This is a genomic window from Winogradskyella sediminis, assembly GCF_003387355.1.
Taxonomy (GTDB): domain Bacteria; phylum Bacteroidota; class Bacteroidia; order Flavobacteriales; family Flavobacteriaceae; genus Winogradskyella; species Winogradskyella sediminis.
Genome location: NZ_QUNH01000002.1, coordinates 395,222 through 411,235 on the forward strand (window position 1 = coordinate 395,222; position 16,014 = coordinate 411,235).

Genomic DNA, 16,014 nt, shown 5'->3' on the forward strand with positions numbered 1-16,014 from the left:
TTTAATTATGGGAAATTCAATTTTTTTAGCAAAGTTCTGGGGATGGTACCTTTTAATTTTCTTTCTAATTTTGAGTTTTAACCCCAAACGCATTAAACAAATTTTTAACGATCTTAAAGACCAAAAGTTCTTAATTATTTTTTCTTTTGTAGCTATTATAATAGGATTACTCAATGTACTGTTTCATAATATTTGGGTACTTAACTATAAACTTATTATTACCTTAATTGGTTGGTGCGCATTATTTTTTGGCTTGTCACTATTTATGTTTCCTAAGCCAACGGTATATTGGTTAAAAATTATAAATATTAGAATGGTCCAAGTCATCTATACGTTATTGTTTTTTTTAGGTATTTTTCTGTTAAATGTGGCTTATAACATTGTACCACTGTAGTCTTTATTGTAAAAAGAATATATTTTTTTTGTGGTAAAATGTATTGGTGGTCAGTTTGTTAATAAAACTTGTTTCTGATATTTATCATAGTTTTAGGTTTGGTTAATAATTAACTTTAAGGAAGTCATTAAAACCAAATATTATGTTATCCGTTTTACTTCCCACAGATTTTTCTCATAATGCTGAGAACGCTATCCATTACGCTGTTCAATTATTAGAGCACGAAGCATGTACATTTTATGTGTTTAATGCGTATACCCCAGTTATCTATCACGTAGAATATGTTCTTGGCTATCCTGCTCAATTTGGCTTAGGCGATGCAGTAAGAGATACAGCTCAAAAAAACTTAGATGATTTAGTTTCTAAACTTAATGCTACGTATAAAAATAATAAACATCAGTTTAAAAGTTATGCAAGATTTGATACGCTTGTGTTAGGCATTAAAGAATTTGTTGCAGCGCACCATATTGATATAATTGTTATGGGAACCAAAGGTGCTACTGGCGCTAAAGAGGTGTTGTTTGGCTCTAATACGGTACATGTCTTTAACGAAGTAAGATGCCCTGTGTTAGCTGTACCTTCAAAATTTTCTTTTGAAACTCCACACGAAATTTTATTTCCTACAGATTTAGAGGTGGCTTATAAGGAAGAGAACTTTACATTTTTAAAAACATTAGTGGCTTCAAATCACGCGAGATTAAATGTCTTAAATGTATCTGCAGGATTTGAGCTGAATGAAAAACAAAATTTAAATAAAGAAAAACTAGGTTCTATATTTAAAAACACAGCGTTTCTATTTCATCAGTATAAGAGTATGGAATTAACCCATGCTATAAATGAATTTCAAGTAAAACACAAAATTAATCTTTTAGTGATGGTGAATAATAAACATTCATTTTTTGAAAATTTATTCTTTAGAAAGACGATTAATCAAATTGGCTTCCATTTAAATATTCCTTTTTTAGTATTACCATCAGCAAAGTAAGTGCTTATACGTATTTTCTTTAGTCTTTAATAAGAAATCAGAGTACTCCGTAATTATAAACTTACGAGGTAAAAAAAATCTATCATACCTATTTGAAAAGCTGATATTTGTCATTTTAATTGTCCGTTATACCTACTAAATTAGTAGTAAAATTAAGGTTCACTTAAAAATAGACGTTATGAAAACCACAAAAAAAAACTTAGCTTATACAGAATGGTTGAGTGCAGAAGAAATGCACACCTTATCAAAAGAGTGGTTGTCTGAATTAAATTTCATTAAAGATGAACATTTGTTTTTTGAAGATTTGGTAACAAAATTTACGTCACAATTATTAGCCACTGAAAAATTTGCGGATAGTAAAGAGATTGTAGATGCTATAAATAGATCAGAAAAGTATAACAATCAGCTTATTGATGCTGTTAAACGCCATGAAAACCAATTATATGTAATGGTAGATGGTGTTGACCAAAAAGAAGTTGAAAAAGCATATACTAAAGAACATCAAAATTTAACCGTGGCTATTTCAGATTTTTTAAAAGAGTATAAGTCATTAAAAATGCAACTTTATAATATTATAAAACATATTAGAAAAGAAGAAAAGACAAGTCATTTATTAGAAAGAGAATAAGGTCTTTTACCTTATGCTTATTTATATAATGCCTGAGTGTTCTTATAGGCGCATCACCTTTTTCGATTGCTATTTTATTTCAATTACATAATTTATACCTATTTACTAAAAAGGAATGTTATGCATTCTAATTTGGCTGTTTTTGCTTGTGCTTTATTTTCACCTTAAATTCTATTTACGTGTTTTAAAAACATCTAAGAAGTATGAAAATGAAACCGTTATAAAAATAATCCTGTTTTTTCCTTTTAAATTTTAGATTTACAGTTAAGTATTTGTATTCTAGTTGTTTGAGTTTTATTTTGTTGTTTCAAATTTCCGTAAATACCAAATATAGATTCTTTTAATGTCATATTTCTTATTCTATATTAGGAGTCAGAAACAAGGTTGTGTTCGCTAGAATATAACAGGTACTAACTAATTTAATTAAACCTTTTAACCAATGAAAAAAATTACATTTTATTTTGTGATGCTTTTTAGTATTACAGCATTTTCTCAAATTGAGATTGTTGACGATTTCGACAACGAATCTAACAATTCTGTACCGTCAAACTGGACAGGTGATATGGAAGCTGGAATTAGTTTCGTTTGTGATGGTACAGGCTTAACAGCTTGGACATTTTTACCTGCAGGACAATCAGCGTCTTTAGTATCCCAAAATTACTCCGCCATATCAAATGGCACGGCTCTTACAGCAAGTTTTTCATATAATATTTTTGAAAGAACAAGTCAGTTTCCAGGAGCACAGAGCACCGCACCTGCGGCAGATTGGGGAAGTTTGGTATTAGAATATTCTACGGATGGTGGAACAAACTGGACAGCCATCTCTACAATAGATAGCTCTAATTATACATTTGTGGACGCAACGACATGCCAAAATGTAAACGTTTCTGTCGGTTCTATTGCTGACGGAAGTGATTTTCAGGTAAGATTTGCGACTAACATTGTTAATGTTACAGGATTTAGAACCGTTGTTCTTATTGATAACGTATCTATCACGCAGGTTGCTGATACAGTTCCAAACTGTGATGCAATTTTAACTTCTCCTTTAAATGGTGTTACTGATGTAGATACGGATTTGTCTTTAACTTGGCAGCCTGCTACAGGTTTAGCAACTGGTTATAAGGTTTCTGTTGGTACAACTTCTGGAGGTACGGATATTGTAGATGCGGCAATAACTACTGAAACAAGCTATGCATTATCGGGTTTAAATTATGTAACAGAATATTTTGTAACGATTGTACCTTTTAATGACGAAGGTGATGCAACTGGTTGTACAGAAGAAAGCTTTACAACACGAGCAGAACCAATAGCCGGAGCTACTTGTAGTAGTCCAATAGAAGTTACTTCATACCCATTTATTGACGTTACGGGTAACACAGCAAACTTTGAAAATAATATTGATGATAATCCGTGTAGTTCTTCTTACATGAACGGTAACGATGTATTTTATGAAATTACACCAACAACTGATGTATCCGTAAACATTGAGGTTAATGGAATAACACCGGCGACAAGTAATAGGGCTGGTTTAATGGTATTTAAAGATTGTCCTGATTCAGCAACAGAATGTTTGGCTTCTGATACTTCTTTTTCCGGTGACTCAAGAAGTTTATTAGATGTTGTGCTACTTGCAGGTAATACTTATTTTGTAGTATTAAGTACGTCTAATGCAAGCAATACTTTTGAGTATATTCTAAGTATTACACAAAACAGTTGTATTAATCCGACGATTAATTCAGTAACTGCAATTTCAGATTGTGATAACGGACAGTTTACAGTAGATGTAGATGTATCTTACTTAGGTAGTGCAACGTCTCTAACTTTATCTGATGACGATACAACGTCGGCAGATATTACTAACATTACTGCCACAGGTGTTTATACTGCTGGTCCTTATGCCTCTGGTACATTGGTAAATTTTACCTTAACTAATGATGATGATAGTGCTTGTCTCTATGCGGACTCTGCGTATTTTTATTGTCCTCCGACTAATGATGAGTGTGGAGCGCCAATTAGCTTAACGGTTAATACCGATGATACGTGCACAATATTTACAAGTGCAAGCAATGCTGGTGCAACGCAATCTTCAGCAGATCCAGATGTATGTGCCTCAACAACTAATAATACTAACGATGTTTGGTTTAGTTTTGTGGCCGCAAGTGAAACAACTATTTTAGAATATTTGAATATAGAAACTGCGCCAGGTTTTAATACAGGCGGAACTATCCAAGCTACCGAATTATTAGAAGGTACATGTGGAGAACTCACAAGTCTTAGCTGTTACACAACAAACTATGTTACGTTTACAGGTTTAACCATTGGAAATACGTATTACATCCGTAACAATACAAGATTATCTGGAGAATATGCTCAGAATTATGATATTTGCTTAAGAAATGCTCCTGCACCACCAGCTAATGATGAGTGTGCAAATGCAGCAGTATTAACAACATCTACAGATGAAACATGTAACAATGCTGTGACTGGTACTACAGTTGGTGCAACGTTATCTTCAAATAATTCTTGTAATACAGAAGGATATGGTGACGTTTGGTATGTATTTAATCCAACAGCAACAGCGTATTATGAATTTGTGCTAACGAGAGGTGAGACGTCTCCATCAACATATTATTCTATCTATGAAGGAACTTGTGGATCATTTACCGAAATCACAACGTCTTGTAATTCAAATTCAGAACAAGTTGCATTGTTAGATAGTACTTCAACGTATTACGTAATGGTTCAATCGAGTCAAGTTGGAGAAGGTATTACTTTCGATTTATGTGTTACAGAATTACCACCTGCACAAGTTAACAGTGACTGTTCTGCAGCTATTTCATTTAATGAATCCCCAGATGCCACAGGTGCTAATAGAATTTCTGGAAATTTAGATAATGCTTATTATTCACCAGAAGGAGCATGTAGTAGTACTTATGCAACTATTTGGTATGAGTTTACACCATCGTTAACTGGGACTTACAACTTTGAACTAATTAGAACTTCTGGTTCTGCATATTACACGGTGTATGATTCTAATGTGTGTTCAACGGATTTAGATTATTTAGGTGGTGATATTAATAGTTGTTTCGAATCTGGTACCGATTCTGGTCCTGTAGAAGCTGGTACAACTTACTTAGTAAGTATACAAGCAAGTAGTGCTGCAGAATTTGAATTTTTTGCGTATCCAGATCCAGCTTTAAGTTTAGCATCTAACGAAATGGATTCATTTAAATATTATCCTAATCCGGTAAAGAACGAGTTAACTGTGGAAGCTAAAAGTGCTATCTCTCATGTTAGTGTTCATAATATCGTTGGTCAGAAAGTAAAGGAATTCACACCAAACAGTGTAATGACTTCAATTAACATGAACGAATTAAATACAGGTGTTTATTTTGTAACGGTTATGATTAATAATTCTAAAAATACAATTAGAGTTATTAAGGAATAATTATATGTGAATTGATTAATAGCTATAAAGAGCAACATGAAAATGTTGCTCTTTTTTTATTTCTAAAAAGTAAAAATTATTAAATATTTAAAAATTTCAGTTTTTTAAATGTATTAAAAAGATATTAAGCAAAGTTAGGATGCTTTATTTAATAGTATCAAATATTTAAGAGAGGTTAGCATCTCTTTTATATGTTCTCTTTCATGTTGTATACCGCTGTTCTTATAGAAAGTTTAGTATATTTACTATCTTACAAGAGTTGAAAACGCATTATTTTAAGTTTAACTATTGTTATGCTTTAAGTTATGAAAACAGCGTTTGCCTAGCTAAAATGAAACAAAAAGACCATCATTGTTATAAAATAGTACATTCCATAGTGATTTGGATAGGTCTATTGCTGAGCTTCTGTTCTTATGCTCAAGAGCATAATCTCATCATTAAAGCTCAAGAATTAGTGTACTCTGATCCCGATGAATCCATTAAGATAGCAGAACATATACTAAACACTAGTGAGGATCCGGAGCAAATAGCTATTTCTAATCTATTAATAGCAAAAGCTCAAATTGTTAAAGGGGATTATAACAAAGCAGTCATTTTTGCTTTTGATAAAACTAACCATACCAAATCAATAACTAAGAACACACAGTTAGAACTAAACCTCGTTAAATCTCAACTTTTGCGACGGGTTTATTTAGATACACAAGCTCAAGACGTTTTAGATAAAGGAAAAGAATTGCTCAAAAATTTACCACAGAATTCTTATAAAGATTCACTGCAGTGTCTCATAAAGCTTGAAGAAATTTACACGTTAAATGAACGTAGAAATAGTGACAAAGCTATAGCGTTAATTGAACAGACTCAGCGGGAATTCAATTCATTTTTAAAAACTAATATCACTGAAAAACGCGCTTTGTTTCTCGCTAAAGAGCGTGCGTATAATAATTTAGCACAATATGATTCTGCTGTTGTTTATATAGAAAAAACGTTAAAACTTTTAAATACATCTCAATTTAATGACCTCTATCAAAAGGCTTTAATTTATAGGGAATTGGGATATTTACACCTTCAAAAAAAAGAGTTTAATAAGAGTGAAGAATCACTTATAATCGCGTCTCGGTTTGCAGAAATAATTAATAATCCCATACTTTTAATGGAGATAAATAAAGATTTATCCATTAATTATTTAGCGTCTAACCAAAATGCAAAACATAAAATTTTTAATGAGAAATATATAAGTTTAAATGCTGAGGTAGAAAGAACAGAGCAACTGGCTGTAAACTCCTTATACTCTATATTAGCAGATCAAGATGAAGAATTTTTTAAAACTGAAAAAGAAACACATAACAATTACTTATATCTTTTAATAGCAGGTTTATTGGTAGCACTCTTCGTAGGAGGTTATATCGTTATAAAGGGAGAAACTAGAAAAAAGCGTCGTAAAGAAATTATTAATTACTTAGAAATAGTAAGACACAAGGATGTTAAAGCGAAACCCGTTAAAAAAACAAAACCTAAACGTATTTCAATACCAGAAGAAACGGAACAGTTAATACTATCTAAGCTTAAACGTTTTGAAGCGTCTAGTAAATTTTTAAATAAAGATATTTCACTTGCAGTATTGGCCGGACAATTTGATACGAACACAAAATATCTTTCTGGAGTGATTAATAAGCACTACGACGATAATTTTAATACCTTTATAAATAAGCTTCGTATCAATTATGTAATAGATAAATTAAAATCCGATCCGCATTATATAAATTATAAAATTAGTTTCCTTGCTGAAGAAAGTGGTTATTCTTCGCATAGTAGTTTTGCCACAGTTTTTAAGTCTATAGTAGGTATGTCCCCTGTAACATTTATTAAACTGATTCAAAAAGAACGGGCAGAATCAAAACAGAAATCTAGTAACTAAATGAAAGAAAGAAGATTATATATTAGTCTCATTTTGGTACTCATAGTACCTCTTTTTTCTTTTGCTTCGCCATCATATCCGCAAAGTCAGAAAATAGATAGTATTCTAGAACAAAGTAGCCAGTTGGTGTACGATAACCCAAACGAATCTATAGATCTCGCACTTTCTGTATATGAAAGTGCCGAATATACTGCAAATACAAAAGTGAAAGCTTTAATGCTTTTATCACTGGCTTATACATCTAAACGAAATTATCAAAAAGCATTAGAATATATAAAAAAAGCCGATGAACTTTCTAAACCATTAGAGGATAAAAAACTACAAATTGAAATTCTTTTTAAAATAGGAATTTTATACCAACAGCTCAAAATTTTTGATAAGTCTATTGAATACCTTGAGAAAACGGAACAAATGGCATTGCTTTATCCAGATCGAAAAGCGGTAAGTCGTTATATTGCTAATAGTTATGCGGTTAAAGGATTTATCTATAAGGATAATCTTAATTGTGATATTGCTTTAGAGTTTTTTGATAGAAGTATAGCCGAATACCATAATGTTAACAATGGTGAAATCAATACAAATCTTAGTATTGTGTATTATAATAAAGGCAACTGTTATACTTTACTATCTGAGTATGGTAAAGCTAAAAATAGTTTTAATAGAGCTATTGCCTTAGCCGAATTATCACAAGCAAAAAGTCTTATTGCGTTTGCTAAAAAAGGTTTGGCTGCTGTATTTACAGAGCAAGGTGAATATCAATCTGCCATTGATTATTTAAACGAAGCTTTAGAGCAATCTAAAAATGTTGGAGATATTGTTCTTAATTCAAGTATTTATAATGGTTTATTAGAAAATCATCTCGCATTAAATCAATGGGAAGCATATCAAAAATATTACGAGCTTTATTCCAAGAGTCAATTAGAAATTAAAATCGCAGAGCGAAATTCCGTAAGTGATTCTTTAGAGGATAATGAAATTCGTAAAAATCAGTATCAAGCAGAGCTTCAAAATCAAACTTCAAATCGACTAAAAGTAGTCATTCTGCTATTGATTTTTATTTTAGTTAGTGTCTTTTTTATTGAAAAAAAGAACAGAAAAACGATTGGTTTACTTCAAAAAAGAATAAAAACACTGCAAAATCAAAAAACAGATGCCTAGAAAATAAAACAAAGTTAATTTTTTGTTAACTTATTGTTAATAAATGTTTTAGGGTCAGTTTTGAACTTTCGAATTTCCGTAATTATCAAATGTATAGTCTTTATATACACTAATTCTAGTTGTATATTTATAGAAATTCAACCAGAAAATATTATAGCATGAAAACTGAGTTACAGCCCGAAGTAATGAATCATCACTTTTTTTCTAATCATCGCAAGAATGAGAATCTAAGTTTTAAGAAAACGAAATCAGGGTGGATCTTAACGCTCATTTTTATATGGCTTTGTTCAAGCATTAGTTTTGCACAATTATCAGAAAACTTTGATAGTGGAATTCCAACGAACCCTTCAGAATGGACACTTATAAATAATGGAGTAGGAACCTTAAATTGGTCATCGACTACAGATGGCTATTTAGGAACAAATGGAGCCGCTATCAATCCAGCTGCCGAAAATATTGGAGATCAAAACACGGCTGAGTATTTTTTAGTTACACCTCAAATTGTTGTTCCAGAAAATGGAGAAATTCAATTTTATACCAAACAAGGTAGTGAAGACGATAATGGTACACAATATGAAGTGAGATTATCAACCGCAGCACAACCAGATGTTAATGGTTTTAATATAGTAATTCAATCATATACAGAATCAAATTTAAATGTGGGTGCTCAGACTAGTTATGAAAAAAAGGTCATTGAAATACCAACATCAATTCCGGCAGGATTAAATATATACATTGCGTTTGTAGCCATTAATACTCAGAATGGAGCCACACCTACAGGTGATGAATGGTTTATTGATGATGTAGCTATTTTAGAAGGATGTTTTGAAATTGAAGAAGACGATGTAAATGTTGAAGATATTACCGTTGATGGAGCATTAGTAACATGGTCGCATCCTACAGCAACTAACTTTGAAATTCAAATTTTACCAGAAGGTGGAGTACCTGCCGATAGTGGTATACCAGTAGCAGGAACATCATATGCTCTAGCCAATTTAGATGATGATACCGAATTTGATATTTATATTTCCGCAGTTTGTGATAACGATACAGAAAGTGCTTTTACAGGGCCTTATACGTTTAAAACCTTAAAGTATGGCCTTTCTTGTGAAGCTCCTATAGAAATAGGTGATATTTCTACTACACCATATGTTTTAACAGACAATTTAGATAACTGGAGTAATCCAGATGTAACGTATTCAACCCAAGGTACCAATTGTGTTCCAGGTTCTTCAACTTCCAATTACCTAAACGGAAATAAAATATTTTTATCATATACACCAACTCAAAGTGGTTTGTTAAGTTTAACACAAGAAACAGGAACCGACGGAGGAGCAAATGGTAACAATTGTTATAATAGCAGAAGTTCATTATTTGTCTACGATAGTTGTGCGGATGTTGGTGTCAATTGTACTGCAGGTGTTATAACGACTAGTGCATTCGATCCTAAAACTATTTCTAATTTATTAGTACAAGCAGGACAAACGTATATAATCGTGGTGTCCTCCGAGTTAACTGCTTCTGCAGGTATTTGTTTTGAGCTTGAAATAACGGCACCTACATGTGCACCTCCAGGAAATATTACCTATAATAGTCTAACTGAAAATAGTGTTAATTTTTCTTGGGATAATATTGGTGGTTTTTCGGATTCTTGGGAATATAGTATTGTACCAACGGAAGCAGGCGAACCAACAGGGTCAGGTACTGCTACTTCAACAAACACAAGTAACCAAATTAGTTCAGGTTTAGCACCAGGAACTACTTACGATTTTTATGTAAGATCTATATGCAGTGGTTCGCCAGGGGTGTGGAGTGCGCCAATAACTTTTACTACCCAATGTACCGTATTTGATACTCCGTATTTCACAGATTTTGCTACGGCTACTAATGAGAACCCTGAACCGTGTTGGACAACCATTGATGCGAATGGAGATGGAACAAAATGGGCTTTTATTGGTGGTTATGCCACCTTGCAAACAAGAGTGAACAATGTTAATGGTTTAAGTAACGATTACTATGTATCTCCTCAAATTAATTTCGATGGTGTTCAAAAACGAATTCGTTATAAGCATAGAGCTACTCAAGGGGTTTCAACCTATACCATAAAGCTATCTACAAGTGGTGTTGGTGTAGAAGACTTTACTACAGTTATTCTACCAGAAACAACCATAAATAATACAGGATTTATTGAAAACATCGTTGATATTCCAGAAGGAGTTACAGGTAATGTTAATATTGCTTTTGTCATTGAACCTTATGATACAGAAACGGCTTTAAGACTTTCAATTGATGATGTTTATATTGAAGATAAACCTACATGTCCAGATCCACTAAACCCATTTGTACTTGAATCTCAAATCACTACCAACTCAGCATGGTTACTATGGACGGCTGGTGATGAAGAAACACAGTGGGAAGTAGCAATACAAGATTTAGGTGCTGGTGTTCCGACAACAGACGGTGTGTTGGTTGATAATAATGCACCGTATATAGCATCTGGATTAGATGCAGGTAGACGTTACGAATTTTATGTGAGAGCCTATTGTTCAGAAGATGATCAAAGTCAATGGGTTGGCCCAGTACCATTTACAACGTTATGTGAGTCCTACGATACACCATTCTTCGAAAGTTTTAATGATGATGACGCTGAAACCCAAAAATTTTGTTGGGAGATTACTGATAACAATAATGACGGCAGTACTTGGATTATGGATGACACAGATGCCTATATCAATGCAGCAATCGATTATGATGATTATTTAATTTCACCTGCTATTAATTTAGATGGCACTCCTAAATTATTAAAATATAAGTACAGGTCTGAATTTTCTTTCTTTTCTAGTTTTCCTCGTTTTGGACTCCAAGTGCTTATGTCGACGACAAATACTAACCCAACGAGTTTTACTGAAATTATTCCTTTAGAGGTTTACACAAATTCTAATTATGTTGAAAATTCGGTTGTCATAGAAGGCACAGGTACTATTTATATCGCCTTTAGAGTACCTCCAGAATTTTCGAACCCTGCGTCTATATTAAGTATAGAAGATGTAAGTATTACAGATGCTCCAGATTGTCCTAATCCTACAAGGTTAATGGTTGATGGTTTATTAACAACGAGTGCAGAGCTATCATGGACTCCTGGTTTCCAAGAAACCAATTGGAATATTGTTGTACAGCCACAAGAATCGGGTGTGCCCTCCAATTCAGGCACCGCAGTCACCACGCCGAGTTATACAGCAGAAGATTTATCTGCAGATACAGCTTATGAGTTTTATGTGATGGCGGATTGTGGTGATGGTACTAGTCAGTGGGTTGGTCCAATGTCATTCAGAACGCTTTGTAATGCATTTACATCTCCGTTTGTTGAAACCTTTAATTCTGATTCAGAGTCTGAAAGTTGTTGGACAATTATAAATAATAATAATGATGACGAGAGTTGGGAGTTAAATACTACAGGTTTTACTTATGAAGGAGACCAAGCTGCTGTAATGTTTACTGGTTCTAATGGTCAAAATGACGATTATCTAATTTCGCCAACCATCACTATTACAGAAAACCAACGATTACGATATTATTATAGAGTAAATGATAGTTTCTTTACAGAAGATTTAGATGTGCTTCTTTCAACTAATGGCACGGCTTTAGATCAATTTACAACGTTACTGTACGATTCTGATGCAGATCCTGTTATTATAAACAATGTTGAGTATAAGGTAAAGGTTGTTAATTTTCCAGCAGGTATTTCTGGTGATATCAATATTGCTTTTCATGTGCCTTTCTTTCAAAGTACAATGCCTTACAGAGGGCAAACATTAGCAATAGATAATGTAAATATTGAAGACGTACCAGAATGTGCTGAACCAACTAATATATTTATAGATAATATTACAGATACTCAAGTGCAGGTTAACTGGGAAGCAAATGGTTCTGAATCCGCATGGGAAATATCAGTGCAACCTACAGGAACTCCTACACCAATAGGCGATACAGATCCTGCATATTTAAATAACGCAAGTACAAATCCTTTTACCGTAACAGGCTTAGAAGCTTCTACGATGTATGATGTTTATGTAAGAGCCGTTTGTGATGGTGACAATGATCATTGGACAGGTCCAGTAGTCGTCACTACGAAATGTAGTTTCGAAAACCTATGTCAATATACCTTTTTACTGACTAGCGAAACAGATGTCTCTGCAACCTTAGATATTACTCAAAATAATCAAGTCGTACAATCATTGCCATTCGAAGGAAATGATGCAGAATCATTTACAGTGTTTTTATGTTCTGGTGCGGAGTTTTCAGCATATTTTGATACTATAGGAAGTAACCAAGCACAATATTCTAGTTATCAGTTCGATGTATTAGATAGCGAAGGAGTACTGGTATATTCTAGTCCTTCAGGGATAGCTTTAAGAACTACGGTATATACAGGTACATCAATATGTGGAACTATTACTTGTCCACAACCAACGGATTTATCAATTGATGACCAATCGGTTTTTTCATGGACTGCAGGTGGTAGTGAAACACAATGGGAAGTAGCGATTCAATCTATTGAAAATGGAACAATTCCACAATCAGGAACTGTTGTTTCTACAAATTCTTACACACCAGTACTTTCAGATTTCAATGATCCTAATGCAGCCTCGTATGAATACTTTGTGAGAGCTATTTGTGGAACAGATGATGAAAGTTTTTGGTCTGGTCCTTTCGAGTTTGTTAGAAATGATGATATTTCTAATGCTATAGCAATTCCAATTAATACTAATGAAATTTGTGACGAAGCAATTGTTGAAGCTTCCTTCATCGGAGCTACGGTGTCAGCGGAAACTATGAGTTGCGATGGTACAAATGGAGGTGATGTTTGGTTCGAGTTTACAGCGGAATCCTTAATCCATACCATAGAAGTTAATAGTTATAGTGGAAGCTTTAGAGATAGCAACGGAGATCCTTTATATCCAGAACTTACTATGACCTTGTATAAAGACAATGGTGGAGGTAATCTTGAAGAAATAATTTGTACCTATGACAATGCCTTAGTAGCAATGTATGCTTCAGAGTTGATTGTTGGTGAAAATTATAAATTAAGGTTAACCTTAAATAGTAATAATTCTACAGCATATAGATTTGGCATATGCCTTAAAACACCAGATGATTTATGTAATGTTAGTACGATAAACGGTGGTTTTGAAGAGCCTAATTTGGCTGGTTTAAGTGGAGTGAATACCATTATTTCTATGAATACGGTTCCAGGATGGCGTTCTAATTTAGATTCTTCAAATGATATTTTTTATTGGGAATCTTTAAACGCACCAGGTTTTCAGCCATATGAAGGCGGACAGTGTGTACAAATTTTATCAGATCAAGGTGTATCAATCGATCCCAATGATAATATTAATGTAAAAGGCTATTATAGAGATTTTGATACATCTGAAATTAGCTTAATGGATTTCAGTTACGCGCATTTGGCAAGATTTGATGATAATTCAATTGAATTATTTGCTGGTCCAATTGGTGGTCCTTATACATTAATCAATGAACATTTAGGCGTCACCCAAGCATGGACTGTAGTTACAGGTCAATATAGTGTACCAACCGGACAAGAAATAACACGATTTATATTTAGATCAAAAGATAACGCCATAGGTAACGTCTTAGATGCCGTTCATATCGTTGCAAATAATGAAATTGTAACAACATCTTTCACTGTTGATTGTACAGATGCCTCTGCTACAATTATGGCAAATGGAACAGGAACATGGATCGCTGACGAAAACAATCCAGGTCCAGTAACTATTGTTGACCCTAATAATAGTACAACTGATGTTATTAATTTTGTGCAAAATGGAACTTATATATTCACTTGGCAGTCTGGTTACTGTTTCTATGATATCGAAATTATTTATAATGGTGTTTCTGAAACACCATTGGTAGAGTCTCCGGTAGAATACTGTCTAAATGATGTAGCAGTACCTTTAGTAGCTACACCAGCTGATGCCTTATCATTAGTTTGGTATACGGAAGCCACCGGAGGCACAGGTAGTGCAACAGCACCAACACCGGACGCCTCAATAGCAAACACAACCATTTATTATGTTGCATATACAGATACCGAAGGTTGTGAAGGTCCACGTGCAGAAATAGAAGTGGTCGTGAGTGAGTCCTTTACACCAGAACTCACGTTCACCTACGATACTACATGTGTGGTGTCAACGGTAAATCCTGTGCCAAGTTTAAGCACCGAATTTGCAACGGGAGGTACTTTCACATCCACAACATTAACAGTAGATGCCACAACGGGAGCTGTAGATATGACTTCAGCTAGTGTAGGACAACATGATGTAATTTACACTTACGATGGAGATGAAAATACCTGTACATCATCAGGTTCCTATACAGCGACAATAGAATTCACAGCAGCCTCGGTACCAGTAACCGGATTTGATTACGGCACCACTGCCTATTGTGTTTTATCAACTAGTATAATTACACCAACACTAGATCCAAGCTTTACAACAGGCGGTATGTTTAGTGCCACAAGTTTAACGGTTGATGCCACTACCGGAGCTATTGATTTAGCTACAGCCACAGCCGGAAGTCATGAGGTGACTTACACAGTTGAAGCCGATGAGATGAACTGTTCAGATACAGGGTTTACAACCACGACAATAGAAATTACAGCAAGCACTACACCAATAACGGACTTTAGTTATGTAGAAGATGTTTACTGTGCTGATACCAGTTCTATTTTTCCAGAACTATCTGCTGGCTTTACCATAGGCGGCACGTTTAGTGCAGAAAGTGGGTTAGCTATCAACCCAACAACAGGAGAAATAAATGTCGCATCTAGTACTTTAGGGAATTATAATGTGACCTATGAAATTTCAGAAGATATTTCAAACTGTATAGAAAATAACACAAGCACATTTAACATCACCATTTTAGATGCGATTGAAGTCGGAGTAGAAGGTGAGTGTAACGATTCAGACTATATCCTTACCGCTTCACCATTAAATGGTTCATTCGAAAGTAATGAAGCAGACTATATTTGGAAAGATGCCAACGGTACTATTGTTGGTGAGAATTCAGAAACATTTAATGTTTCGGATTATGCAAGTCAAAACACTGATGTAACAGTGCCTCTACAATTTTCAGTCACTGTAGACTTCGGAGGTTGTTCTGTAACTACGAGCTACACCACCGAGCGATTATCTTGTCGTGATATTCCAAGAGGGATCTCACCAGATGGCAATGGTAAAAATGATGCCTTCGATTTATTAGGCTATGGAGTTAAAGAACTCAACATCTTTAACCGTCATGGAGTAGAGGTGTATAACTTTAATGGTACATATACCAACCAATGGTACGGACAAACCAACAACGGAGACGACTTACCAGATGGCACGTATTTCTATACCATTCATAAAGAAGATGGCAGTTCTTTAACCGGATGGGTATTTATAAACAGAGCACAGTAATCATAAAT

General features: G+C 34.0%; 7 protein-coding genes. All 7 read left to right on the forward strand.

What is annotated here, in order from left to right:
• Positions 1-7: 7 nt before the first annotated feature.
• The 7 genes from C8N41_RS09120 (at position 8) to C8N41_RS09150 (ending at position 16,006) form a co-directional block, all read left to right on the forward strand.
• Complete coding sequence (locus C8N41_RS09120) at positions 8-394, forward strand: hypothetical protein (RefSeq protein ID WP_115839046.1); 387 nt, start codon at positions 8-10, stop codon at positions 392-394.
• A 142-nt stretch (positions 395-536) separates the two neighbouring features.
• On the forward strand, positions 537-1,379 hold the full coding sequence (locus C8N41_RS09125) for a universal stress protein (RefSeq protein WP_115839047.1): 843 nt from the start codon (positions 537-539) through the stop codon (positions 1,377-1,379).
• A 178-nt stretch (positions 1,380-1,557) separates the two neighbouring features.
• Positions 1,558-2,007: a hypothetical protein gene (locus tag C8N41_RS09130; RefSeq protein WP_092443669.1), complete on the forward strand. Its 450-nt coding sequence runs from the start codon at positions 1,558-1,560 to the stop codon at positions 2,005-2,007.
• Between the two features lie 439 nt (positions 2,008-2,446).
• A complete protein-coding gene (locus C8N41_RS09135; RefSeq protein WP_115839048.1) occupies positions 2,447-5,455 on the forward strand; it encodes a T9SS type A sorting domain-containing protein in 3,009 nt (1,002 codons plus the stop codon).
• A 331-nt stretch (positions 5,456-5,786) separates the two neighbouring features.
• Complete coding sequence (locus C8N41_RS09140; protein ID WP_115839049.1) at positions 5,787-7,370, forward strand: helix-turn-helix domain-containing protein; 1,584 nt, start codon at positions 5,787-5,789, stop codon at positions 7,368-7,370.
• Positions 7,371-8,528 (forward strand): tetratricopeptide repeat protein, encoded by a 1,158-nt coding sequence (locus C8N41_RS09145; protein ID WP_115839050.1) that lies wholly within the window; start codon positions 7,371-7,373, stop codon positions 8,526-8,528.
• 158 nt (positions 8,529-8,686) lie between these two features.
• Positions 8,687-16,006 (forward strand): choice-of-anchor J domain-containing protein, encoded by a 7,320-nt coding sequence (locus tag C8N41_RS09150; protein ID WP_115839051.1) that lies wholly within the window; start codon positions 8,687-8,689, stop codon positions 16,004-16,006.
• The last annotated feature ends 8 nt before the right edge of the window (positions 16,007-16,014 follow it).

Coding starts and splice junctions, on each gene's coding strand:
- C8N41_RS09145 (WP_115839050.1), top strand. CDS start 7,371: ATGAAAGAAAGAAGATTATATATTAGTCTCATTTTGGTACTCATAGTA.
- C8N41_RS09125 (WP_115839047.1), top strand. CDS start 537: ATGTTATCCGTTTTACTTCCCACAGATTTTTCTCATAATGCTGAGAAC.
- C8N41_RS09130 (WP_092443669.1), top strand. CDS start 1,558: ATGAAAACCACAAAAAAAAACTTAGCTTATACAGAATGGTTGAGTGCA.
- C8N41_RS09140 (WP_115839049.1), top strand. CDS start 5,787: ATGAAACAAAAAGACCATCATTGTTATAAAATAGTACATTCCATAGTG.
- C8N41_RS09120 (WP_115839046.1), top strand. CDS start 8: ATGGGAAATTCAATTTTTTTAGCAAAGTTCTGGGGATGGTACCTTTTA.
- C8N41_RS09135 (WP_115839048.1), top strand. CDS start 2,447: ATGAAAAAAATTACATTTTATTTTGTGATGCTTTTTAGTATTACAGCA.
- C8N41_RS09150 (WP_115839051.1), top strand. CDS start 8,687: ATGAAAACTGAGTTACAGCCCGAAGTAATGAATCATCACTTTTTTTCT.